Source organism: Sphingopyxis sp. MG (genome assembly GCF_002953155.1).
GTDB classification, from domain to species: Bacteria; Pseudomonadota; Alphaproteobacteria; order Sphingomonadales; family Sphingomonadaceae; genus Sphingopyxis; species Sphingopyxis granuli.
In genome coordinates this window covers 832,435-854,152 of record NZ_CP026381.1, presented here as the reverse complement: position 1 = coordinate 854,152, position 21,718 = coordinate 832,435, and the positions used below count along the sequence as shown (strand labels likewise).

At 67.0% G+C, this 21,718-nt stretch carries 22 protein-coding genes; 8 read left to right on the top strand and 14 right to left on the bottom strand.

Going from position 1 to position 21,718, the window contains the following annotated elements; all coding sequences use genetic code 11:
- The first annotated feature begins 27 nt into the window (after positions 1 to 27).
- A complete protein-coding gene (locus C3E99_RS03935) occupies positions 28 to 1,509 on the top strand; it encodes a DUF4403 family protein (RefSeq protein ID WP_076074541.1) in 1,482 nt (493 codons plus the stop codon).
- Here C3E99_RS03935 and C3E99_RS03930 read toward each other — a convergent pair whose 3' ends face one another.
- The 6 genes from C3E99_RS03930 to C3E99_RS03905 all read right to left on the bottom strand — a co-directional run bounded on the left by C3E99_RS03930 (position 1,510) and on the right by C3E99_RS03905 (position 6,328).
- A complete protein-coding gene (locus C3E99_RS03930; protein ID WP_076074539.1) occupies positions 1,510 to 1,791 on the bottom strand; it encodes a hypothetical protein in 282 nt (93 codons plus the stop codon). It lies immediately after the preceding gene.
- Between the two features lie 83 nt (positions 1,792 to 1,874).
- On the bottom strand, positions 1,875 to 2,345 hold the full coding sequence (locus tag C3E99_RS03925; RefSeq protein ID WP_104959439.1) for a hypothetical protein: 471 nt from the start codon (positions 2,343 to 2,345) through the stop codon (positions 1,875 to 1,877).
- On the bottom strand, positions 2,342 to 2,965 hold the full coding sequence (locus C3E99_RS03920) for a hypothetical protein (protein WP_104959438.1): 624 nt from the start codon (positions 2,963 to 2,965) through the stop codon (positions 2,342 to 2,344). Before C3E99_RS03920 ends, C3E99_RS03925 begins: the two co-directional genes overlap by 4 nt.
- A gap of 64 nt (positions 2,966 to 3,029) precedes the next feature.
- Positions 3,030 to 4,445: a hypothetical protein gene (locus C3E99_RS03915; protein WP_076074531.1), complete on the bottom strand. Its 1,416-nt coding sequence runs from the start codon at positions 4,443 to 4,445 to the stop codon at positions 3,030 to 3,032.
- A 315-nt stretch (positions 4,446 to 4,760) separates the two neighbouring features.
- Positions 4,761 to 5,870, bottom strand: a complete 1,110-nt coding sequence (locus C3E99_RS03910) for a CsgG/HfaB family protein (protein ID WP_076074529.1) — start codon at positions 5,868 to 5,870, stop codon at positions 4,761 to 4,763.
- Positions 5,867 to 6,328, bottom strand: a complete 462-nt coding sequence (locus C3E99_RS03905; protein WP_067105661.1) for a curli assembly protein CsgF — start codon at positions 6,326 to 6,328, stop codon at positions 5,867 to 5,869. The genes C3E99_RS03910 and C3E99_RS03905 overlap by 4 nt, the downstream gene beginning before the upstream one ends.
- Before the next feature lie 321 nt (positions 6,329 to 6,649).
- On the opposite strand from C3E99_RS03905, the gene C3E99_RS03900 reads away from it, so the two are divergent.
- Complete coding sequence (locus C3E99_RS03900) at positions 6,650 to 7,285, top strand: response regulator transcription factor (RefSeq protein ID WP_076074526.1); 636 nt, start codon at positions 6,650 to 6,652, stop codon at positions 7,283 to 7,285.
- Between the two features lie 46 nt (positions 7,286 to 7,331).
- Here the strand turns inward: C3E99_RS03900 and C3E99_RS03895 are convergent, their stop codons facing one another.
- Together C3E99_RS03895 and C3E99_RS03890 are read right to left on the bottom strand one after the other, a co-directional pair.
- Complete coding sequence (locus C3E99_RS03895; RefSeq protein ID WP_067105665.1) at positions 7,332 to 8,345, bottom strand: inorganic phosphate transporter; 1,014 nt, start codon at positions 8,343 to 8,345, stop codon at positions 7,332 to 7,334.
- 173 nt (positions 8,346 to 8,518) lie between these two features.
- On the bottom strand, positions 8,519 to 9,643 hold the full coding sequence (locus C3E99_RS03890) for a DUF47 family protein (protein ID WP_169799626.1): 1,125 nt from the start codon (positions 9,641 to 9,643) through the stop codon (positions 8,519 to 8,521).
- 191 nt (positions 9,644 to 9,834) lie between these two features.
- Here C3E99_RS03890 and C3E99_RS03885 point away from each other — a divergent pair, with 191 nt between their 5' ends.
- Positions 9,835 to 11,391 carry a flavin-containing monooxygenase gene (locus tag C3E99_RS03885; RefSeq protein WP_076077659.1) on the top strand — a complete coding sequence of 519 codons (1,557 nt, stop codon included), beginning with the start codon at positions 9,835 to 9,837 and terminating at the stop codon, positions 11,389 to 11,391.
- Positions 11,392 to 11,404: 13 nt separating this feature from the next.
- Here the strand turns inward: C3E99_RS03885 and C3E99_RS03880 are convergent, their stop codons facing one another.
- The 3 genes from C3E99_RS03880 to C3E99_RS03870 are packed head-to-tail and all read right to left on the bottom strand — an operon-like array spanning position 11,405 to position 13,369.
- Positions 11,405 to 11,587: a DUF3008 family protein gene (locus tag C3E99_RS03880; RefSeq protein ID WP_076074523.1), complete on the bottom strand. Its 183-nt coding sequence runs from the start codon at positions 11,585 to 11,587 to the stop codon at positions 11,405 to 11,407.
- 40 nt (positions 11,588 to 11,627) lie between these two features.
- Entirely contained in the window at positions 11,628 to 12,563 is a 936-nt protein-coding gene (locus C3E99_RS03875) for a glucose 1-dehydrogenase (RefSeq protein ID WP_104959437.1), read from the bottom strand.
- A gap of 5 nt (positions 12,564 to 12,568) precedes the next feature.
- The gene (locus C3E99_RS03870; RefSeq protein WP_234002589.1) at positions 12,569 to 13,369 is read right to left on the bottom strand and encodes a DUF4163 domain-containing protein; all 801 of its coding nucleotides are present in this window, start codon (positions 13,367 to 13,369) and stop codon (positions 12,569 to 12,571) included.
- A 247-nt stretch (positions 13,370 to 13,616) separates the two neighbouring features.
- Between C3E99_RS03870 and C3E99_RS03865 the strand changes: the two genes are divergently transcribed.
- The 3 genes from C3E99_RS03865 to argC all read left to right on the top strand — a co-directional run bounded on the left by C3E99_RS03865 (position 13,617) and on the right by argC (position 16,978).
- Positions 13,617 to 15,020 (top strand): leucyl aminopeptidase family protein, encoded by a 1,404-nt coding sequence (locus C3E99_RS03865; protein ID WP_076074518.1) that lies wholly within the window; start codon positions 13,617 to 13,619, stop codon positions 15,018 to 15,020.
- Between the two features lie 84 nt (positions 15,021 to 15,104).
- Positions 15,105 to 16,055, top strand: coding sequence for a C40 family peptidase (locus tag C3E99_RS03860; RefSeq protein ID WP_234002588.1), 951 nt, complete (start codon positions 15,105 to 15,107; stop codon positions 16,053 to 16,055).
- Positions 16,052 to 16,978 (top strand): N-acetyl-gamma-glutamyl-phosphate reductase, encoded by a 927-nt coding sequence (gene argC, locus C3E99_RS03855; RefSeq protein WP_076074514.1) that lies wholly within the window; start codon positions 16,052 to 16,054, stop codon positions 16,976 to 16,978. The genes C3E99_RS03860 and argC overlap by 4 nt, the downstream gene beginning before the upstream one ends.
- Positions 16,979 to 16,991: 13 nt before the next feature.
- Here argC and C3E99_RS03850 read toward each other — a convergent pair whose 3' ends face one another.
- Positions 16,992 to 17,207, bottom strand: a complete 216-nt coding sequence (locus C3E99_RS03850) for a hypothetical protein (RefSeq protein WP_082796929.1) — start codon at positions 17,205 to 17,207, stop codon at positions 16,992 to 16,994.
- A gap of 159 nt (positions 17,208 to 17,366) precedes the next feature.
- Between C3E99_RS03850 and C3E99_RS03845 the strand changes: the two genes are divergently transcribed.
- Positions 17,367 to 18,707: a PQQ-dependent sugar dehydrogenase gene (locus C3E99_RS03845; protein ID WP_076074511.1), complete on the top strand. Its 1,341-nt coding sequence runs from the start codon at positions 17,367 to 17,369 to the stop codon at positions 18,705 to 18,707.
- 267 nt (positions 18,708 to 18,974) lie between these two features.
- Here the strand turns inward: C3E99_RS03845 and dnaN are convergent, their stop codons facing one another.
- Positions 18,975 to 20,090: a DNA polymerase III subunit beta gene (gene dnaN, locus C3E99_RS03840; protein WP_067105679.1), complete on the bottom strand. Its 1,116-nt coding sequence runs from the start codon at positions 20,088 to 20,090 to the stop codon at positions 18,975 to 18,977.
- A 161-nt stretch (positions 20,091 to 20,251) separates the two neighbouring features.
- On the opposite strand from dnaN, the gene C3E99_RS03835 reads away from it, so the two are divergent.
- The gene (locus C3E99_RS03835; RefSeq protein WP_076074508.1) at positions 20,252 to 20,746 is read left to right on the top strand and encodes a hypothetical protein; all 495 of its coding nucleotides are present in this window, start codon (positions 20,252 to 20,254) and stop codon (positions 20,744 to 20,746) included.
- Positions 20,747 to 20,765: 19 nt separating this feature from the next.
- Here the strand turns inward: C3E99_RS03835 and C3E99_RS03830 are convergent, their stop codons facing one another.
- On the bottom strand, positions 20,766 to 21,449 hold the full coding sequence (locus C3E99_RS03830; protein WP_076074506.1) for a hypothetical protein: 684 nt from the start codon (positions 21,447 to 21,449) through the stop codon (positions 20,766 to 20,768).
- Between the last annotated feature and the right edge of the window lie 269 nt (positions 21,450 to 21,718).

Here is a 21,718-nt window from a genome sequence, read left to right as displayed (position 1 = left end):
GAACAGATATCGACCGGGGGCCGACATATGCGGATAGCACAGCGACTGCCATATCTGATCGTCATCGCGACGGCGCTTGCCGGCTGCAAGGCGCAGACGGTCGCGGACATGGCGCCGCCCCGCGCCACCGACACCGCGCCGACACCGAAGCAGACCTCGCTGGTCGCGGTGCCGATCGACGCCGACGCAGCGGCGCTGCGCACCGCGCTCGAACGCGCGGTGCCGCGCACGCTGTGGACGATCGACCGACGCGAACCGAAGTGCGTGCCGCCGCAGGACGTCAAGGTTTTCGGCAAGAAGGTGAAGGTCACGCCGCCGATCGCCTGCACCATCGTCGGGCAGGTGACGCGCGGCCCCCTGCGGCTGCGCGGCGAAGGGCAGGAGATCGTCGTCGACGTGCCGCTGAACGCGCGGGTCAGCGCACGCGACGTCGGCGGCGTCCTGAAAGGGGAGACTGCGACCGGATCGGCGATGGCGCACGCGCGCATCCGCGTCGAACTGACCCCCGACTGGCGGCTGCAGGGCAAGGCGCGCATCGCCTATGGCTGGACGAAACCACCGGGGATCGACTTCCTCGGCCGGCGCATCACCTTCACCGACCAGGCCGACGCGAAGCTGAAGCCCGTCGTGCGCGATGTCGAGCGCGAGGTGAACCGGGAGATCGCCCGGGTCGACGTGAAGCGACAGGCCGCCGACATCTGGCGGCGCAGCTTCACCACCCTCGAACTCAATCGCGAGAATCCGCCGGTGTGGATGCGCCTGACGCCGCAGCGCCTCCTCTATGGCGGCTACCGCGTCGACGGACAGCGCATCAAGCTGAACCTTGCGCTCGAGGCGATGACCGAAAGCTTCGTCGGCGATCGCCCCGCCGACCCTGCGCCGACGGCGCTGCCGCGGCTGGTGCACGAAACGCCGCGCCCGCACCTCGACGTATTCGTGCCCGTCATCGCCGATTATGCGGAACTGGAACCGGTGATCCTGCGCGCGCTGGTCAAACGGTCGGCGCAGCCGTTCGAGGTTCCGAAGGTCGGGCCGGTGATGGCGAAGTTCTACAAGGTGACGGTCTATGGCGCGCCGGGCGGCCGCGTCGCGGTCGGCGTCTCGGTCACAGCGCAGCCGCAGCGCATCCCGCAGGGGCCGACGCACGGCCGCATCTGGGCCACCGCGATCCCTGTGAACGATCCGGGGTCGGCCGAGGTCCGCTTTGCCGATCTGACGATTCTGGGCGACACCGACGGGATCGGGGGCGATCTGCTGCTGAAGCTTGGGCAAAGCCCCGGCTTCTCGACCCTGATCGCGTCCGCGCTGACGCAGAATTTCACCCGCGACGTGGAAGAACTGGAAGGCAAGATCCGCCGCGCGGTCGATCAGCGGCGCGAGGGCGATTTCGAGATTCGCACGACCGTCACGGGCTTCGAGACCGGCGAGATTAAGGCCTATGGCGCGGGCCTCTATCTGCCGGTCCGGATGAGCGGATCGGCCAGCATCGCCTATCGACCCGCCCGATAGTCAGCCGGCCACCGTCTCTTTGTGGAGAATGCGGCCCGCGCCATCCGCGATCGTGAAGGTGACGCGCCACGGCACCTCGTCGGGGAAGCGCGTCCGGCCGAGCACATGGGGCTTCGCGCCGGCGACATAGCTCGCCGAATTGCGCGAGCGCGACTTGCCCGTCACCTCGACCGTATAGACATAGCGCTCGCCATGCCCCGGCCGGCCTTCGAGGGTCAGTTCGACATATCCCGCATGCCGTTCGGTCTGCAGCAGAATCGGTGAGGCGTCGCGAGATGTCATGGCGGTCGATCCCGAAGCGAGAAAAGCGGCAAGCGGTGCCGCCAACAGAAATTGCGCCGCCCGCACCCAGGCGCTCCACGGTTTCACCGGCGATTGCCCGGCTTGGGTTGCTGGACCGGCGGATCGGGCGGCCCGATCGGCAGCTGGTCGGAATCGGCGCCGAATATCCCTTCGGACCCCGGAAACTGGTTCAGGAACCGCGCCAGCATGTCGGGGCCGATCTCGCGCGCGATTAATTCAGGCGTGGGCTGCTGGCCCCGGCGGCGTATCATTTCCCAGGCCGTCGCGACCTCCCGGTACAGTTCCGCGCGCGGATGCTCCACCGTCAGCTTTTCCAGGCTGCCTTCGGGACCGCTATCGTCGCGCGGCAGGTCGATCGTGTCCGGCAGTTGCTCGACGGCGACGCTCGTGGATTTGCGGGCGTCGACCTGCTCGACCTGATCGCCGCCCTTTTCGCGGGGCGAGCCGATCTGGCTCACTGTGGTCGCCTCGCCCCCGCTCGGCGGCGGTTCCGCGGTCGGCGCGGCCAGAAGCAAGGCGAAGGCGACGATCAACGGCTTCCCGTCTGGGTGATGCCGATCGAGGCACCGCCCTCCTGAAGGATTTGTAGGATCAGGCCCGTGCCGATCTGATCGATGGCGGCCAGATTATCGTTCCCCTGCTGGGTGACGTCGAGCGCGTTCCCCGCGCCGGTCTGTGTCAGCATGGCTATATTGCCGATACCGTCCTGAAGCAGGCCGACATGGTTGGCCGCGCCGGCGTCCGCCTGCTGGGTCACCAGCGCGCTGTTCGCTTGGCCGGATTGCCATATGCTCGCGATATTGCTGCCCCCTGGCGCGCCGGTCTGGCGAACGCCGACGGTGCCGTCGCTCCCTTCCATCGCCAGCGTGACGGCGGCCAGCGCATCGCCCTGCTGGACGATGTCGGCCCGAAGCGCGTCGCCGGTCAGCGTGATGTCGACGGCCGCATGAGGAGCGTCCTGCGCCACGTCGACGCCGCCGGCGGAGCCGATCTGCTCGATCGTCACGCTCTGGCCGGGATGCTGGCCCTGCGCGACCGCGGCCGAAAGCCCGGTCCCCGACTGGTCGATCGTCGCGGTGGACTGGGCCATAGCGACGCCCGGCCCGGCCGACAAGGCCCCGGCGGCGAGAAGCCATAGATCACGGCGTTTCATCGGACTTCTCCCTGCAATAAAAAGTCCCCGGAGGGCGCCCGGGGGCGTCCTCCGGGGCGCGGGGTCACTGTGCGACGTTCGCCACGTTGAACGATCCCGACTGAAGAACGGTCGAGACGTTTCCGTTGGTGAGCTGCGTCACATTCGCGGTGTTGTTGTTGCCGCTCTGATCGACCGACGAAGTGTTGCCCGAACCAAATTGCAGGACGAGCGCATATTGCGAGTTGCCTGCCTGGGTCACGGTCGAGCTGTTGTTGTCGGCATACTGGCCGACACCGGCATAGCTGCCGCTGCCGGTCTGGACGATCGACGAGCTGTCGAAATTGCCCGTCTGCTCGTTGACCGCGACATGGTTGTCGCCATCCTGGTCGATCGACGACGTGCCGTCATTGCCATATTGGTAGATCGCCGCAGAGAAATTCTCCGTCGGCGGGCTATCCTCGCGCTGGATGATGCTGCCCGTATTGCGGTTGCCGACCTGATAGACCAGGGCGTCGCTGTCCTCGGACCGCTGGACGATCGATGCGTCATTGTCGTCGCCGGCAAGCTGCCAGACATAAGCGACCGAACGGTTGCCGTGGTTCAGCACGCTCGACACGCTGTTCGTGCCCCACTGCAGGACCTCCGCATAGCCGTCGTTGGCCCGCTGGAAGACTTCGGAGTCGTTGCCGTCCCCGGACTGGTCGACATAGACCGACGAATTGATCGGCCGGATGCCGCCCGGCGACGTCTGGTCGACAAGGCTGCTGTTGCCGTTGCCCGACTGGTCGACGGTCGCCAGCACCGATTCGCCGTCCTGGACGATGTCGGAACTGTTGCCGTCGCCGCTCTGGTTGACGTCGGCGTCGTCGTCGGTTCCGGTCTGCAGGACGGTCGAGAAATTGTCGGCCCCGCTCTGCACGACATAGGCCTCGCCGACGTCGCCGATCTGATCGACCGTGCTGTCGTTTCGCAGCCCGGTCTGCGTCACCTCGGCGATCTGGCTGCCGGTGCCGCCCTGGTTGATCATGCTGTTGTTGCCGTAGCTGTCGTCGGTCAGCGCCGCCGTCGCATCGCCCTGAACCACCGTCGCGCTGTTGCCGTCGCTGGTCTGGTTGATCGTCGAGGACTGCCAGTCGTCGACCTGCGTCACGTCGGCATTATTGTTGTTGCCCGACTGATTGACGAACGATTCGGTCTGGATCGCGATGGTCGACGTGTCCTGCGATACCGTGGCGACATTATTGTCGCCGGACTGGTCGACCTCCGACACGTTGATCGGGGTCGAACCCGATCCGTCGTCGGCCTGGGTGACGTTGGCGAGGTTGTTGGCGCCGCTCTGGGTGACCAGCGAATCGCCGCCGTCCAGCGAACCCGTCTGGTCGACATTGGCGGTATTGCCGGTGTTCGACTGGTTGACGGTGCTGACCGATTGGGCGAGCGCCGGTCCGGCGATTGCTAGCGCGAGAACAGAAGCCGCGCTCATCATCATCTTCTTCATCTTCCTGCTCCTTGGCTTTTGCGGCAGGCGATGCGCCTCCGCAATACAAAGGCCGGATCCGTTGCGTCATCCAGCGCCGGCCCCGCTGGTTGCCGACGGGAAGAGAGAACGCGGTCGGGTGCGACGGCGACGGGGGGGTATCGGCGCCGCCGCACCTTGCGATTCCGCCGCGGCTGCGATATGAAGCCGGACGGACGCTCGCGTCTGGCGAGGTTTCCCGTAAACCTTGCCAAGTCCGGTCTCGTCGACATCACGATGCCAATCAGAGTGTCGACGGGACCGCCTTTCGTGCCCGGATGATCCGGGCGATTCCTTCTATTCCCCTCCCTTGTTCGGCTGGGCCGTGACGTTCGTCGTATCCAGCGTGTTTAGCGTCGGTATGGGCGGCGCGGGTTGCGCCGGTCCGGTCGGGCGTGCAGCCGGCTGCGCGGGCCGCGCCGAAAGCTGCGGTGCATCGCCGCGATGCGCCGGCGCCGCTGGCGCACGCGCCTGGACATAGCCGGGCGTGCATGCGCCGGTGATCGTGCTGCCATCGGTGCGGCGCACCAGTTCGACCGCCTCGGGTTCGATATTGTCGCGGCGCGCATAATATTGGCGGAGCAGCTTTTCGCCGAACTCCGGCTGCGTCGACATGCACCACAGATCGCGCCCCGCGCCTTCGATGATCAGGCCGTAGACCGCGGATTCGATCGCCTGCTGAAGCGCAAGAGCGTCGGGCTCGTTGGTCGCGACACCGCCCTCCAGTTCGAGTAGGTCCTTGAACGCGACATAGCGGAAGGCATTGGCGTCGAGCCCGATCGACGCGATCGACTTGCGTACGCTGACGGTCAGCAGCACCTCGCCCGTCTTCACGCTGACGGCACGGAGATAGACGGTCACCGTATCCTCGCGATATTTGGTGCTGCCGCCGATGCCCAGGAACCGCGCGCCGATACCGCCCGACTTGGTGTTGGTATCGTATCCGATGATGCCGCCTTCCAGGATGACGCCCGCGAAAAGCAGCGGGGGAAGCGCCTGGCGATTGAGTTTCGTCTCGCCCAGGTAGGACGCCCGCATCTCGCGGATCACGGCGCGCTCGCGCAGCAGATTGTCGAGGCGCTCGCGCTCGATGACAGTGAACCAGCGCCCGCGCCCCGATTCCTGCAGTGCCTTGACCAGAATCGAGGTCGCACCCTGCGTGACCGCGCGCGACAGCGTCTGGACCCCTTCGGTGGGTTTGAACTGGCCCGTCTGATCGGCGAAATTATAGACCGCGACCGAGATATTATCGCCGGGTGCCGGCAGGCTCTGCAAGGTGTGGGTCGCGGGGGTCGGCAGCACCGGCTGCGGCGCCGACCAGCTCGCCCCGTCGTTCACGGCGCACGCGCAGAGCAGCGTCGTGGCCGCCGCTACGACGGCGGTGCGAAGGCGCAGGGGAGAGGTCATTCGCCCGGTCCCGTCAGGCCGCCGTCATCGCTGCCTTGCAGCAGCGGGATGACGATCTCGGTCACGCTGCCGTCGGCGTTGTTGGTGATCGTCAACGTGACCGAATCAAGGCCGCGGACGAAGGAAATCTCCTGGTCCCCGAACTGGATCAGGCCGCTGTCCTGCGCGTTCTCGCCAAAGATGATGTCGGTGATCTGGGTGGCCAGAGACGACAGCAGGCGGCTTTGCAGCGTGCGCAGGAACTGCTGCGCCGGATCGGTCGAGGTGACGGCGTTCGGGTCCTTATATTTGTTCTGCGCGGAGGCGATGCCCAGAAGGTGGGCGGAATTGAAGGGGTTGCCGCCGAACGAGGGATTGACGGGCGTGTAGACGATGTCCTGCGCGTGCCCCCCCGCCGGCATCAGCACGGCACACGCCCCCAGCGCCGCTGGCGCGGCCCACTTCGCCCGGAAAATCATGGCACGTCCTCCGCCTGCTATCCCCGCCGCAAATTCGCGACCCGCCTGCCGGTCGCCCGGAAAGCGTTTGAGGCTCGGGGTGCTTCGACCAACCGCCCGTTATCGCGACGTGGAGAGCCGAAACATTTGTCGCGGCAGCCGATTGGCAACCGCCGAAGTGGATGACGCTATGCCAGGATGGGCGAGTCGCCTACCCGTACCACTACGGATGGTGGCTTTACGGGTAGATGGCTAAGGGAGTAATAGGCCAAAGACGTCATACGAGGTCGCCCGACGAAGTTTCGAAAGCAAATCATCGAACAACGGTTGGGAGTTAGGGAGATGAAACACGACCTGGTCCATGTCGTTGACGACGACGAGGCCGTTCGCAACACGCTCTCCCTCCTGCTTCACGCCAATGGCTACCGGGTGCGGCCATGGTCCAGCGGCGAGGCGATGCTGGCGAACGATTTCGACAGCGAGCCGGCCTGCGTGCTGATCGACCTGCGCGCGCCGACCGCGGCGGACCTCGACCTTCTGGAAGCCATCAACCGGCGCGGCACGATGGTCGCGACGATCATCCTTTCGGAACAGGCGGATGTTCGGACCGCCGTCGCCGCCCTGCAACGCGGCGCCGCCAATTTCATCGCGATGCCCGCCGAAAGCGAATTGCTGCTGAACGGCATCCGCGACGTTCTCGGCTCGCTGCACAATCGGCAGGCGGCGGACGCGCGGCGCCGCGACGCGATCGCCCAGCTCGGCAAGCTGTCGCCCAGGGAGCTCGAGGTGCTGTATGGCGTCGCCAGCGGCAAGCAGAACAAGGTCATCGCGCTCGAACTGGGGATCAGCCCCCGTACGGTGGAGGTCTATCGCGCGAACATCATGGAAAAGATGAACTGCAGGACCCTCGCCGGAATATTGAGAATCGCATTCATTGCCGGACTGCTGGAGGACAACGTCATCGCGGGCGCCGCCTGATCGTGGCGGCACGGGTCGTGCGAGACCGGCGATAGCGGCTCCGCGATCAGAAAAGCCGCGTCAACGAATAGAAGATCGCTGCGACCACCGCGCTCGCGGGAATGGTGATGAACCAGGCGACGACGACGTTGCTCGCGACGCCCCAGCGCACCGCGCTCGCGCGGCGGGCGACGCCCGCGCCGATGACGCTGCCGGTGATGGTGTGCGTCGTCGACACCGGGATGCCGAACCAGCTTGCCGCGAACACCATGATCGACCCGCCGGTCGACGCGGCGAAGCCCTGATGATGCGACAGCTTGGTGATGCGCCCGCCCATCGTCTCGATGATCTTCCACCCGCCCGACAGCGTGCCGAGCGCGATCGCGACATAGCAGCTGATCGCAACCCAGTGCGGCACGTGGAATTCGCCGTCCAGATAGCCGGTCGAATAGAGCAGCACCGCGATGATCCCCATCGTCTTCTGCGCGTCGTTGAGTCCGTGGCTGATCGAATAGGCGGCCGAGGAGAAGAGGTGGAGGCGGCGAAAGCTCTTCTCGGCGAATTTCGCGGTCGCGCGGCGCAGCGCCCAGCTGCTCGCGAGCATGACCAGCATCGCCAGCAGCATGCCGAGCATCGGCGACAGGAAGATGGCGATCACGGTCTTGTTGAGCCCCGACCACTGGATGCCTTCGAAGCCCGCATGCGCGACGCCCGCCCCGACGATGCCGCCGACCAGCGCGTGGCTCGACGAGGAAGGAATGCCTTTGATCCAGGTGACGATGTTCCAGAACATCGCACCGACCAGCGCGCCGAACACGACCGCGGGCGTCACCAGATTCTTGTCGATCAGTCCGGCCCCGATCGTCTCCGCGACCCGGTGCAGTTCGGGGAAGCTGATCGACAGGAAATAGGCCGCGAAGTTGAAGAAGGCGGCGAACATCACCGCCTGCACCGGCCGCAGCAGGCGCGTGGCGACCACCGTCGCAATGCTGTTCGCGGCGTCGTGCAGCCCGTTCAGGAAGTCGAACGCCAAAGCGAGCAGGATCAGCCCGGCGAGAAGGGGAAAGGCCAGTTCGTGCATGGGCCTATCCGTCCAGTGCCAGAGAGCCGTTCGTGTCGAGCGAAGGCGGGACACCCCCCGACCCCGTACGGTCCCGATGGGCATCTCGACATCGTTTATCCTGAGCGCCTGCAAGGCAGCCGAAGGGCTCGATGCGAACGCGATTTTTCATGCCGGGCATGTCTTCCGTCCGCTCACGCGTGATCGATGACCAGGCCATCGATCTCGTTCGCGACGTCCTCGAAGCGGTCGACGACGCGTTCGAGATGGCTGTAAAGCTCGCGCGCGATCATGAAATGGATGGTGTTCGTCGCGCCATGTTCCTTGAACAGGCGGCGGAGGCCCGCGTCGTGGATCTCGTCGGCATGCCCCTCCATGCGGACGAGCCGCTCGGTCAGTTCGTGCAGGCGCGCGCCGTTGGCGGCGACGTTGCGCAGCAGCGGCAGCGCCTCGACCGTAAGCCGCGCCGCATCGACGATGATCGCGGCGATGTCGCACATCTCGGGCTCGAACGTCTTGACGTCGTAGAGGTCGATGGCGCCGGCGGTCTTCTGCATCTCGTCGATCGCATCGTCCATCGAGGCGATGAGGTCGGTGATCGCGCTGCGGTCGAAGGGGGTCAGGAAGGTGCGGCGCACCGTCTGCAGGACCTCGCGCGTAATCTCGTCGGCGTCATGCTCGCGCTCGACAATCTCCTGGACGTGATCGGCCATCCCCTCGCCGCCCTGCAGCAGCCGCGCGAGCGCCTCGGCGCCCGCCGCCAATGTCGCCGCATGCGCCTCGAACAGGTCGAAGAAATTGCCCTGCCTCGGCAGCAGGCGCTGGAACCAGGCAAACATGCGATTGACCCCTGTCTTTTCGGCCACGTGGAACATGAACCCCGACCGCTGCGCCGCGGCGCGAAAGCCGCTGTCCCCGAACGACCGGATCAGCGCCTGAAGGTCGGGCTCGTCGACCGACGCCGCCGCCGCGTCGAAGGGGAACCAGCGCCGTTCGCGCTCGTCCATTTCCTTCCATTCGTCGAGTTCGCGCGTCACCGCGAGCGGAAACACCTCGACATCGTACATGATCGCCGCGCCGTTCGGGCGGCGCTTGCGGTATTGGAAGCTGCCGATCGGCGTCGGACAGACCGCGCCGACCACCCCGGCCTCCTCCTCCGCCTCGACCGCGGCGGAGGCGTGCCGTTCCATGCCGTTCAGCGGATTGCCTTTCGGGATCACCCAGCGCCCGGTCCCGCGTGAGGTGATCAGCAGAATCTCGGTCGGGCCGTCCATGCCTGGCCCGCCGAATCGATAGGGAAGGACAGCGATCTGCCGCATGTCGTCGGCGTTTACCCCTTGCGGTCCGCGCAAGCGAACCCGTGATTGCGAATTGGTGACGCCCCTATGACAATATTGTGACAGCGGCAATGGCGCATGGTGTCGAGCCCGGTTTCCGTACCCGTCAATTCGATTGCAAAATGCAACGCTGTGCGTAAGCTGTTTGCCAAAGACGAACGGGAGACGACATGATGGCTGGCAGCGCGACCCTTGATCGCAGCGAACGGACGGCGGCCGCCCCCGTCGATCAGGATGTGCTGATCGTCGGCGCGGGCATCTCCGGCATCGGCATGGCCGTGCATCTTCAGATGAACTGTCCCGACCGCAGCTTCGCGCTTGTCGAGCGGCGCGCGAATCTGGGCGGCACCTGGGATCTGTTCCGCTATCCCGGCATCCGCTCGGACAGCGACATGCACACGCTGGGGTTCATCTTCGAACCGTGGAAGCATGAAAAGTCGATCGCCGACGGTCCGTCGATCCTCGCCTATCTGAACCGCATCGTCGACGAGCGCCATATCCGCGACCATATCCGCTTCAACCGCAAGGTGGTCGGCGCCGACTGGAGCAGCGCCGAGGCGCGCTGGACCGTGACGCTGGAAGATGACGCGGGCGCGACCACGACGACGACCGCGCGCTGGCTCTATCTCGGCTCCGGCTATTACGACTATGACGAGCCCTATGACGCGCATTTCCCGGGGCGCGAGGATTTCGCGGGCCAGATCGTCCATCCGCAATTCTGGCCGAAGGATTTCGACTATGCGGGCAAGAAGGTGGTGGTGATCGGGTCGGGCGCGACCGCCGTGACCATTGTTCCGTCGATGACCGAAAGAGGCGACGGCAAGGGCGCGGCACATGTGACGATGCTCCAGCGCACGCCGACCTGGTACGCGATCCGTCCGGCGAAGGACGGGATCGCCAATTTCCTGCGCAAGATCCTGCCCGAAAAGCTCGCCTACAGCATCACGCGCTTCAAGAATATCCGCCTGCAGGACATCGTGTTCCGCCGCGCGCGCGAAAAGCCCGAGAAGGTCGCCGATTTCCTGACCAAGAAGCTTAAGCAGGCGCTCGGCGACAAATATGATCCGGTCGCTTTCACTCCGCCCTACAATCCATGGGACCAGCGCCTGTGCCTCGTCCCCGACGCCGATTTCTTCGAGGCGATGAAGGCCGGACAGGCATCGGTCGTCACCGATCATATCGAGCGCTTCGACCGGACCGGCATCCAGCTCAAATCGGGCGGGCACCTCGACGCCGACATCATCATCACCGCGACGGGCCTCAAGCTCGCGGTCGCGGGCAAGATTCCGGTGCGCGTCGATGGCGAGACCGTCGATTGGAGCCAGCATTTCTACTACAAGGCGTGCATGTTCTCGAACGTGCCGAACTTTGCGGCGGTGTTCGGCTATCTCAACGCGAGCTGGACGCTGCGCGCCGACCTCGTTTCCGAATATGTCTGCCGCGTCCTCAACCATATGCGCGATACCGACACCACGGTCGCGACGCCGGTGCTCGAAGACCCGTCAACGCTGGTCGAGGACGACATCTTCGACTTCTCGTCGGGCTATATCCAGCGCGCGCTACACATCATGCCGAAAAGCGCGGTCGACATGCCTTGGCGGCTCAGCCAGAATTATGTGCGCGACCGCGTCGACATGCGTACGGGCACGATCGCCGACGGCATCCTGACCTTCGGCCACGCGCGCAAGGCGGCGGCATCGCCGCCGGCGGAACTGGAGGCGGCCGAGTAATAGGCCACCGCCGTCAATCGACGTGCTCGGGCTTGCCCTTGCGCGCGCCCCTGGCAAGCTCTTCGAGCTGCTTTTCGCTCATGCTGTCGACCATCTCGCGCGACGCGCCCTTCAGGTCGGACTTAGGGGTGTCGCCGCGCTTGGCGCTGAGCGCGGCGCCGGCGGCTTTCTGCTGAGCCTTGGATCTGGCTGGCATGACCTGTCTCCTGTCTGCCCCCGCTATCCGTTAACGCCCCCTATCCGTTAACGATCGTCCCACCGTTGGGATGCAACACCTGACCCGACATATAGCTGCTGTCGTCGCAGGCGAGGAACAGGAAGCAGGGCGCCACCTCATTGGGTTCGCCCGGCCGCTGCATCGGCGTGCTCTCCCCGAAATGCGCGACCTTGTCGGCGGGGGCGCCGCCGCGCGGGTTCAGCGGGGTCCAGATCGGCCCCGGCGCCACCGCGTTGACGCGGATTCCCTTCGCCACCAGATTCTCGCTCAACGACCGCGTGAAGGCGGTGATCGCCCCCTTGGTCGCGCTGTAGTCCAGCAAGCCCGGCGAACCCTGGTACATCGTCACGCTGGTGCAATTGACGATCGCCGCGCCCTTGCGCAGATGCGGCAGCGCCGCCTGCACGAGGTAGAACATGCCGAAGATGTTGGTCGCGAAAGTGCGCTGAAGCTGGTCGGGGTCGATGTCGCGGATGTCCTCCGCCGGATGCTGTTCCCCCGCATTGTTGACGAGTATGTCGAGCCGCCCGAAGCGCTCGATCGTCCGCTCGACGATCTTCGCGCCCGCCGCGGGCTTGCCGACATCAGCCTTGACCGCGATCGCGTGGCGCCCCTCGCCCTCGACGATCGCGACGCTGTCCGCGGCGTCCGCCTTGTTGTCCTTGTAGACGATCGCGATGTCAGCGCCCTCGCGCGCGAAAAGCGCACAGACCGCGCGGCCGATGCCGCTGTCGCCGCCGGTGACAATGGCGACCTTGCCGTCGAGCCGGCCCGATCCCGGATAGCGCGGTTCCCACCGGGGCGGGCGGTCGAGGTCGGATTCGCGGTCGCTGGGCGGATCGGCGATCGTCTTCGCCTTGCCGACCGCCTTTTCGAGCTTCGCCGCCGCGCGCTTCTTGCCGCGCTTCTCGGTGGGGGTTTCGCCGACCTTGCCGGCCTTGGGCTGCTTGGCCATCGTCGCTATCCTCGTGTTGCCGGACGGAAATCGCCGCGATATTCGGGCTTGAGCGCGTGGATCAGCGCCGCCGACATCGGCAGGTCGATCCTGTAGCTGCCCTCGACATAGGGGCCCACTTCATAGGGACCGATCCCGATCGTCAGCCGGTCGAGCTTCTTCCCGTCGGACGAGCCGAGCCAGATCGTCTGCGCCGACGCCACCGGGCATTTGCCGGAAACGCTGTCGGTATCGCGGTTCCATTCGACGCCGCGTGCGGTCTTGGCGCGCTCGACGCCGGCGCACAGGTCGTCGTTCGCCGCCTTGTCGAACGCCGCGCCGCTCGTGAACATGTCGAGCGGCTTCAGCCGCGTCGCCTTGTTACGGTCCCACACCAGCGTGTCGAAGCTCTGCATCCCGTGCGCGCCGCCCATATAGGTTCCGATCTCGGCCGACAGGCTCAGGAAGCGCGGCGTATCGGTGACACGCTGCCAGCTCTGGAGGTGGCTGTGCGCGTGATAGGGAAACCCCTCCTTCGCCGCCGCTGCCCTGTCGCGCTCGGCCGCCGCGACCAGCGCCGCGCGCTGGACCCCGCGGTCGTTGTCGAGCCATGCCGCAAGCCCCGCAATGCGCGCCGCCTCGACCGGATAGCTGTACGCGAATTCGATGAGGTCGGTCTTTTCCTCGACCTTGGAGGCTGTCGCTTCCTTCGCCGCGACATCGGCGGCACCGTTCAGCGGCGCGCCCGGGACCGACGCCGCGGCCTCCTTTTCGGCGCGGGTCGGCGCGGCCTTTTCCGAACAGCCGGCGACAAGCAGCGCGCCCATGCACAGGAGCGCCGCGGAGCGATGGGGGAATATCCTCGTCATGCGCCAACAACGCCGGGAATCGACAAAGTTTCCACGTCGGCTTAGGTAAGGCGCGCCCGGCGGCGTCGATCTTTCTTCCGTTCGTGCTGAGCTTGTCGAAGCACCGTCCTTCTCTCTCCTCAACGCTGAAAGAAAGAACGGCCCTTCGACAAGCTCAGGGCGAACGGCGTGGATCGGATGCGCCGCATTTTTATGCAGGACCGCCATGTTCGATTATTCCGACCTGATCCAGCCCGACAAGGGGCAGGACGCCCGCACCATCCATCTGGTCGACAAGACAAGCTATGACGATTGGCTGAAGGGGCGCAGCGCCCGCGAACGCACCGCCCTCGCCGCCGCCGGCTACAAACCCGACGGCTACGCTCACGCCATTCTGCCCGGCGACGATGCCGAAAGCTGGTCGGTGGTGACCGCGGTCGCCAATGTCGACAGCCTGTCGGCATGGTGCCTCGCCAAGCTGGCGCAAACGCTGCCCGAAGGCCGCTACCGCGTCGAAGGCCGCCAGCCCGGCAAGGCGCTGTTCGGCTGGCTGAGCGGACAATATCGCTTCGACACCTATCGTTCGAAGGCCGAAGCACGCGGGGGCCGCGTGCTGCTGACCACCGACGTCGCGGCGATCGCGCCGGCCGTCGCCGAGATGCGCGGCGTCGCGCTGGTCCGCGACCTCGTCAACACCCCGGCCGCCGACATGGGCCCCGCCGCACTCGAGGCCGCGGCCGAGCGCATCGCCAGGGCGCACGGCGGGACGCTGACGGTGACGAAGGGCGAAGCGCTCGAACAGGGTTATCCGATGATCCACGCGGTCGGCCGCGCCGCCGCGCGCCACCATGCGCCGCGCCTGATCGAGATCGTCTGGGGCAAGGAAGATCATCCGCGCATCGCGCTGGTCGGCAAGGGGATCGCGTTCGACAGCGGCGGGCTCGACATCAAGCCCGCGGCGGGGATGCGGCTGATGAAGAAGGACATGGGCGGTGCCGCGCACGTTCTCGCGCTCGCCGAGCTCGTCATGGCGACCGGCCTCCCCGTCCGCCTGCATTGCCTCGTCGCGGCGGCGGAGAACGCCATATCGGCCGACGCCTTTCGCCCCGGCGATGTGCTGCGCAGCCGCAAGGGGCTGACGGTCGAGATCGGCAACACCGATGCCGAGGGGCGGCTCGTGCTCGCCGATGCGCTGGCGAAGGCAGGCGAGGATGCTCCCGAGCTGGTCGTCGACTTCGCGACGCTGACCGGCGCCGCGCGCGTCGCGCTCGGCCCCGATCTTCCGGCGCTCTATGCGAACGACGACGTGCTTGCCGACGAGTTGCTGAAGGGCGGCGTCGAGCGCGACGATCCGCTGTGGCGGATGCCGCTGTGGGATGGCTATGCCGACCTTCTCGAAACCGATATCGCCGACCTCGGCAATGCTGGGACATCAGCGTTCGCGGGGTCGATCACCGCCGCGCTGTTTCTCAAGCGCTTCGTTCCGGAAGGCGCGGCCTGGGCGCATTTCGACACCTTCGCGTGGCGCCCGTCGGCGAAGCCCGGACGGCCGAAGGGCGGCGCGGCGCTTGGGCTGCGCGCGGCCTGGGCGATGCTGCAAGGACGCTACGACCGGCGCGGCAAGGCCTGAACATCCTTGATAAAGCGCGTCCCGCTGGTCTAATGGCGCGCGATTGTCCGTCCCGGCGGACCTCATCCATTTTCAGGACGGCTAGTGAAAGCAGAGATTGGCGATAAATCCGCGGCGAGCCGGGTACGCATGGGGCGCCCCGGCGCGGCCGGTGCGGGCCGCGACCGCTTCGCCCTCGCCGGAACGTCGCAGCCGTTCGACCCCCGCGTCGTCGCGATCCGCCCCGACCTCGCCGACATCGCGGTCGCCGGCCACTATTTCGCCCCGCACTATGCCGCGCCGATGATGCGGAGCTGCGTGCTTCCGGCGACGGCGCTGCGCGCCGACCCGGCGCCCGACGCCCGGCAGACGAGCGAGTTGCTGTTCGGCGAGGCCTTCGCGCTGCTCGACCTCACCGGCGGCTGGGCGTGGGGCTACAGCCTTGCCGATCATTATGTCGGCTATCTCGCCGCCGAAGCGCTCGGCGCGCCGATCGCCCCGACCCACCGCGTCACGGCCGCCGAGGCGATCCTGCACAGCGCGCCCGACGCCGCCAGCGGCGGATCGGCCATCCTGCCGCGCGGCGCGCTGGTCATGGGCGAGGAGCAGGGCGAATGGCTCGCGACGCCGCACGGCTTCCTGCCCCGCGCCTCGCTGGTCGAAGCGGACGGCCGCGACGACGATCCGGCCGGCATAGCCGAAGCGCTGGTCGGCGCACCCTATCTGTGGGGCGGCCGCACCGCAAAGGGCATCGACTGCTCAGGGCTCGTCCAACTGGCCTGGAGCGCGGCGGGCGTTCCGCTTCCGCGCGACAGCGACCTGCAGTTCGCGGCGCTCGGCCCCGACAGGGCGGTCGATCCGGCCGCTCTCGCGCGCGGCGACCTCGTCTTCTTTCCCGGCCATGTCGGCATCATGACGGACCCCGAAACGATCGTCCATGCGAGCCGGCATTGGGGCGCGGTCAAGGCCGAGCCGCTCGCCGATCTGGTCGCGCGCGTCGCGGCCGAAGGCAAGGATCCGCCGATCATCGGCGCCCGGCGGCCGGGGCAGGCATGACACACACGGTCTTCATCGACGGCGCCGCCGGAACCACCGGCCTCGAGATCGCCGAGCGGCTCGCGGGACGAACCGAATTCGCCCTGCTCACGCTCGACGATGCGCGGCGCAAGGACGCGGCGGCACGGCGCGAGGCGCTGAACGCCGCCGATTTCGTCATCCTCTGCCTGCCCGACGACGCGGCGCGGCAGGCGGTGGCGATGATCGACAACGACCGCACGCGCGTGATCGACGCCTCGACCGCGCACCGCGTCGCCTCCGGCTGGATCTACGGCTTTCCGGAAGTCAGCGGCCATGACGCGGTCGCGCAGGCCGCGCGCGTCTCCAACCCCGGCTGCTATTCGACCGGCTTCATCGCGCTCGTCGCGCCGCTCGTCCGCGCGGATCTGCTGCCTGCCGACTGGCCCTATATCTGCCATGCGGTCAGCGGCTATTCGGGCGGCGGCAAGGCACTGATCGAACGCTTCGAGGCCGACCCCGACATCGCCTGGCGCGGCTATGCGCTGGCGCTCGGCCACAAGCATGTGCCGGAGATGCAGGCGCGCTGCGGTCTGGCGGTCGCCCCGCTCTTCTCGCCCGCCGTCGTCCCCGCGCACCGCGGCATGGTGGTCGAGGTGCCGTTGCCGCTCGCGGCGATGCCCGGCGCCGCCTCGCCCGACGCGCTGCGCGCCGCGCTCGCCGATCATTATGCGGACAGCACGGTCGTCGCGATGGGCACAGCGCCCGAAAGCGGTGAAATGCTGCTGCGCGCCTCCGACGAAGGCAGCGACCGGCTCGACCTGTTCCTGTTCGCCAGTGCCGATGCCAGCCAGGTCCGGCTCGTCGCGCGCCTCGACAATCTGGGCAAGGGCGCCAGCGGCGCCTGCATCCAGAACCTCAACATCATGGCGGGTTTGCCCGAGACCGCGGGGCTGCGCCTGTAAAGCGCCGCCGCGCTCAGTGAACGGTATCGAGCGGAGCCTCGATCGACAGATAGGTGATCAGCCGCTCGATCTGCCGCCAGCGCGCGAAATGGACGTGGTTGCCCAGCACGCGATATTGCTCGGCGCGCGCCGCCGCGGCGAAGCCCGCTTCCTCGCCATGATCGCGGATCAGCGCATCGGCTTCGTCGACCGCCGTGCGGTCGGCCAGGAAAGGTGCGGGCAGCTGCATGGAAACCCCGATCCGTTGCATCGAACCCGCCGTCTAGCGCGGCCGCATCACCGCGCCGTTCCCAACCGTGATGAACGATCCAGTAAGGTTAACGGGCACGTTCCGTCCCGCCCGCGTTTCGCGCTTTGCCGCGGCGAAGCGCCGGTGTAGACAGGCGCCATGCGCAAGATCGTCAAATATGCCGCCCTCGTCCTGCTGTTGATCCTGATCGCCGGCGGCATCGTCCTCTACATCCTGTCGCGCCCCGACGTGGCGCGCTTCTCGACCGCCGAACTCAGCGGCCGGGTGCCGGTGATGGCCTCGCAGCATCCCGAGAGCTTTCCGACGATGAACGTCCCCGAGGCGACGAGCTGGTCGGCCGGCGAAGCACCGCGGGCTGCCGAAGGCCTGACCGTCGCGCGCTTCGCCGACGGGCTCGACCACCCGCGCGCGATGCTGGTGCTGCCCAATGGCGACGTGCTGGTCGCCGAGGCGCAGAGCCCGCCGCGCGAGGATGGCGGGATCGAAGGCAAGGTGATGAAATCGCTGATGGGCAAGGCGGGTGCCGGCGGCGTGTCGGCAAACCGCATCACGCTGCTGCGCGACGCCGACGGTGACGGCAAGGCGGAAGTGCGCAGCGCCTATATCACCGGCCTCAACTCGCCTTACGGCATGGCGCTGGTGAAGGATACGCTCTACGTCGCCAACACCGACGCCATTCTCGCCTTCCCCTATGTCGAGGGCGCGACCAAGATGGCGGGCCAGGCGAAGAAGATCGCCGACCTGCCCGCAAAGGGCACCAACCGCCACTGGACGAAAAGCCTCGCCGCGGCGCCCAATGGCTGGCTCTATGTCGGCGTCGGCGCCGACAGCAACATCGGCGAAAAGGGCATGGCGAACGAGGTGAAGCGTGCCTCGGTGCTCGAGGTGCGGCCGGAGAACGGCTATGTGCGGACGTTCGCCGCGGGCATCCGCAATCCCGTCGGCCTCGCCTTCTATCCTGGCAGCGACCAGCTCTGGACCGTGGTCAACGAACGCGACATGCTGGGCAGCGACCTCGTTCCCGACTATCTGGCCGAGATCGACGAAGGCGATTTCTATGGCTGGCCCTGGTATTATTGGGGCGGCTACATCGATCCGCGCGTTGCGCCGCCCGAGGAGGATCAGCGCCAATATACCAAGCGCCCCGCCTATGGCCTCGGCGCGCATGTCGCGCCGCTGGGGATGACCTTCACCCAGGGACTCGACCTTGGCGAGCGCTGGGCGAACGGCGTGCTGGTCGCGCGCCACGGATCGTGGAACCGCGAACCCGCGACGGGCTATGACGTCGTCTTCGTCCGGTTCGGCACCAACAAGCGCCCCGCCGACGCGCTGCCCGTCATCCTCCTCGACCGCTTCCTCGCCGCCGACGGCAAGACGACGCGCGGCCGCCCCGCCGACGTCAAGGTCGCGAAAGACGGCAGCGCGCTGGTTGCCGACGACACCGGCGGCGTGATCTGGCGGATCGCGAAGGCGGGATGACGACAAGTCCTGCGTCACTCGCAGGGTTCAGCGGTAACGACGAAGCCATCCATGACGCGATGACTTGGACGGACTTCCATGTCCGTTCGTGTCGAGCGTAGTCGAGACACCCATCAACCTGGTGCAATGCTTACGGGTGTCTCGACTACGCTCGACACGAACGGGACGATGGATCGAATTCAGCCGATACCATGGATCAGCGCCAACATCATCGCCGCCATGCTCCTGCGGCCGAAGCTCAAGGCAGCGTTTTCACGCCCCGCGGCATCACACCCGCATCGGCATCAGCACATAGAGCGCCGGGCTTTTCTCGCTTTCGCGGATCAGCGTCGGCGCATTGGCATCGGCGAGATGCAGTTCGACCGTGTCGCCATCGACCTGCCCCAATATGTCGCTGAGGTAGCGGGCGTTGAAGCCGATCTCCAGCGGCTCGCTGTCGTATCCGGCGGGCAGTTCCTCGGCCGCAGTGCCGTTTTCGGGGCTGGTCACCGACAGGGTGATGCGATCCTTGTCGAGCCCGACCTTCACCGCGCGCGTCTTTTCGCTCGCGATCGTCGACACGCGGTCGACGCCCTGAAACAGGCTCTTGGGATCGACCTTCAGCAGCTTGTCGTTCGCGGTCGGGATGACGCGGCTATAGTCGGGGAAAGTGCCGTCGATCAGCTTCGACGTCAGCACCGCATGGCCGAGCTGGAAGCGGATCTTGGTCGCCGACAGGCTCACCTCGACATTGCCCTCGGCCTCGTCGAGCAGCTTGCGGATCTCGCCGACGCATTTGCGCGGCACGATCACGTCGGGCATCGCGCTCGCACCGTCGGGCCGCGTCACCGTATAGCGCGCGAGGCGGTGGCCGTCGGTTGCCGCGGCCTTCAGCACCGGCCCGCTCGCATCCTCCGCGACGTGCAGGAAGATGCCGTTGAGATAATAGCGCGTTTCCTCGGTCGAGATGGCGAAGCGCGTCTTGTCGATGATCTGGATCAGCTCGGCGACGGGCAGCTCGAAGCTGGTCGGCAGGTCGCCCTCGGCGATCACCGGAAAATCATCGCGCGGCAGCGTCGGCAGGTTGAAGTTCGAGCGGCCCGCCTTGACCTGCATCTTGCCGTCGGCGGCGGCGAGGCTGACCTCAGCCCCCTCGGGCAGCTTGCGTGCGATCTCGAACAGCGTGTGCGCCGACACGGTCGTCGTGCCGGGCGTTTCGACCTTCGCGGCGACGGTCTCGACGACCTGAAGGTCGAGGTCGGTCGCCATGAGTTTCAGCTGTCCGCTAGCGTCGGCTTCAATCAGGACGTTCGACAGGATCGGAATGGTATTGCGCCGTTCGACCACCGACTGGACGTGGCCGAGGCTCTTCAGAAGCACTGCGCGTTCGATCGTCGCTTTCATTCTTGTCCGCCATCCTGTGTCTTGCGGGAGAAGTCCCTGCGGGGGCGGGCGATTCGGCGCCCCGATTCCCTGCCCCCGAAAATGCCAACCTTCCTTACCGAACGCATCGCGCCGCGCAACCCAATGCTTGCAAAGCCGAGCGTTTCGCGCAATCGGACCGGATGCGCCCGGCGCTTTTCCTCCTCCTGCTTGCGGCGCAGCCGGCCGCCGCCTGGGCGGCCCCGCGCACCGCGCTCGGCGTCTTCGACGGCTGGGGCGCCTTTCGCGAGGCGGCGACGCCGCGCTGCTACGCCATCGCCGCGCCCGCGGCGACGATCGGCACGCCCCGCACGAAGCCCTATGCCAGCGTCGGCTATTGGCCCAAGGCGCGCATCCGTGGCCAATTCTATGTCCGCCTGTCGAAACCGCGCGGCGCCAACCGCGAATTGCGGCTGACCGTCGGCAGCCGCCGCTTCATCCTCACCGGCAACGGCGTTCATGGCTGGGCGAGCGACGCCCGCATGGACGCCGCGATCATCGCCGCGATGCGATCGGCCCCGAGCATGAGCGTCGAGAGCGGCACCGAAAGCGGCGGCGCGATCGCCGACACCTACCGCCTGCGCGGCGCGGCGACCGCGATCGACGCGGCGGCGCTGGGATGCGCGCGGGCGGGATAGCGCCTTCGCTGCGCTGTGCCTACTTCCGCGCCGCCTTAGCCTCCGGCGCCAGCGTTTCGACGACCTCGCCCGCCGCGTTGAGGAATTCGATCGCACCATAGCCTTCGGGGGTCACCGTCAGCCGCACCCGCGCCCGGTCCTCCGCATCGGCAAGCGCCACCGATGGCGTGCCGTCCGCCGCAACGTCCAGCTTGATCCGGGTCGAGGTCGCCACGCCGGGCACCAGACGATTTCCCAGCGCCGGCTCGCGAAGCGGCGGTGGCGCCTGGTTGATCGAGAAGCTCACCGCGCCGTCGGGCGCGACACGCCAGCCGATGGCATCCTGCGCCGGATGGTCGAGCGCCAGCACCGCCATGCTGCCGTTCGGCAGGTCGGCGACGCCGAACCCGCCGCGCTCGCTGCCCCTGGCATCGTAGAGGATCAGTCCCGATACGTCGAACGCCCGCTTGTACTGGATGCCGTCGATGATCGGCGCCGGCGTGTCGGCGGCCAGGGTCATGCGGATCGTTCCGTCGTCTCCGACGATGTCGATTCGCTTGGCGGTAATGCGCTCGTGATCGACCGATTCGACGCGCACGGCGGGATCGCGATCGGCGATGATCTTCTCGAGCGTCTCGATCGAAGGCGCCGCCGGCCGGGCGATCGCGGGCGCCGCGGTCAGCGATCCGACGAGCAGCAAGGGAAGGGCATATCGCGGAGGCATGATGGTATCTCGCAGAAAAGAGGAGAGGAACCGATGGAAACGACCCGGCGGGCCCGCATCCTTGCCCGGTGGCGGCCGGAACCGTCAAGCATTCGCTCCCTTTTTCTCCGAGCGGATGGATCGTTACGCCGACCGACACGGGTTCGACAGATTGTTGCGATGACGCTTGCCCCCACCCGCTTCTTTGCGCATGATCGCGGATGACTGCCGGGGACGCGTCCAGCAGAAAGACGCGCCCTGCCCGGTCGAACGATTGGGATGAGGAGACA

Excerpts from the sequence above, each read along its gene's own strand:
- dnaN (WP_067105679.1), bottom strand. The coding sequence starts at position 20,090 with ATGAAAGCGACGATCGAACGCGCAGTGCTTCTGAAGAGCCTCGGCCAC.
- C3E99_RS03930 (WP_076074539.1), bottom strand. The coding sequence starts at position 1,791 with ATGACATCTCGCGACGCCTCACCGATTCTGCTGCAGACCGAACGGCAT.
- C3E99_RS03880 (WP_076074523.1), bottom strand. The coding sequence starts at position 11,587 with ATGCCAGCCAGATCCAAGGCTCAGCAGAAAGCCGCCGGCGCCGCGCTC.
- C3E99_RS03920 (WP_104959438.1), bottom strand. The coding sequence starts at position 2,965 with ATGAAACGCCGTGATCTATGGCTTCTCGCCGCCGGGGCCTTGTCGGCC.
- C3E99_RS03835 (WP_076074508.1), top strand. The coding sequence starts at position 20,252 with ATGCGCCCGGCGCTTTTCCTCCTCCTGCTTGCGGCGCAGCCGGCCGCC.
- C3E99_RS03900 (WP_076074526.1), top strand. The coding sequence starts at position 6,650 with ATGAAACACGACCTGGTCCATGTCGTTGACGACGACGAGGCCGTTCGC.
- C3E99_RS03905 (WP_067105661.1), bottom strand. The coding sequence starts at position 6,328 with ATGATTTTCCGGGCGAAGTGGGCCGCGCCAGCGGCGCTGGGGGCGTGT.
- C3E99_RS03845 (WP_076074511.1), top strand. The coding sequence starts at position 17,367 with ATGCGCAAGATCGTCAAATATGCCGCCCTCGTCCTGCTGTTGATCCTG.
- C3E99_RS03935 (WP_076074541.1), top strand. The coding sequence starts at position 28 with ATGCGGATAGCACAGCGACTGCCATATCTGATCGTCATCGCGACGGCG.
- C3E99_RS03865 (WP_076074518.1), top strand. The coding sequence starts at position 13,617 with ATGTTCGATTATTCCGACCTGATCCAGCCCGACAAGGGGCAGGACGCC.
- C3E99_RS03915 (WP_076074531.1), bottom strand. The coding sequence starts at position 4,445 with ATGAAGAAGATGATGATGAGCGCGGCTTCTGTTCTCGCGCTAGCAATC.
- C3E99_RS03885 (WP_076077659.1), top strand. The coding sequence starts at position 9,835 with ATGGCTGGCAGCGCGACCCTTGATCGCAGCGAACGGACGGCGGCCGCC.
- C3E99_RS03850 (WP_082796929.1), bottom strand. The coding sequence starts at position 17,207 with ATGCAGCTGCCCGCACCTTTCCTGGCCGACCGCACGGCGGTCGACGAA.
- C3E99_RS03870 (WP_234002589.1), bottom strand. The coding sequence starts at position 13,369 with ATGGGCGCGCTGCTTGTCGCCGGCTGTTCGGAAAAGGCCGCGCCGACC.
- C3E99_RS03875 (WP_104959437.1), bottom strand. The coding sequence starts at position 12,563 with ATGGCCAAGCAGCCCAAGGCCGGCAAGGTCGGCGAAACCCCCACCGAG.
- C3E99_RS03895 (WP_067105665.1), bottom strand. The coding sequence starts at position 8,345 with ATGCACGAACTGGCCTTTCCCCTTCTCGCCGGGCTGATCCTGCTCGCT.
- C3E99_RS03910 (WP_076074529.1), bottom strand. The coding sequence starts at position 5,870 with ATGACCTCTCCCCTGCGCCTTCGCACCGCCGTCGTAGCGGCGGCCACG.
- C3E99_RS03830 (WP_076074506.1), bottom strand. The coding sequence starts at position 21,449 with ATGCCTCCGCGATATGCCCTTCCCTTGCTGCTCGTCGGATCGCTGACC.
- argC (WP_076074514.1), top strand. The coding sequence starts at position 16,052 with ATGACACACACGGTCTTCATCGACGGCGCCGCCGGAACCACCGGCCTC.
- C3E99_RS03890 (WP_169799626.1), bottom strand. The coding sequence starts at position 9,643 with ATGCGGCAGATCGCTGTCCTTCCCTATCGATTCGGCGGGCCAGGCATG.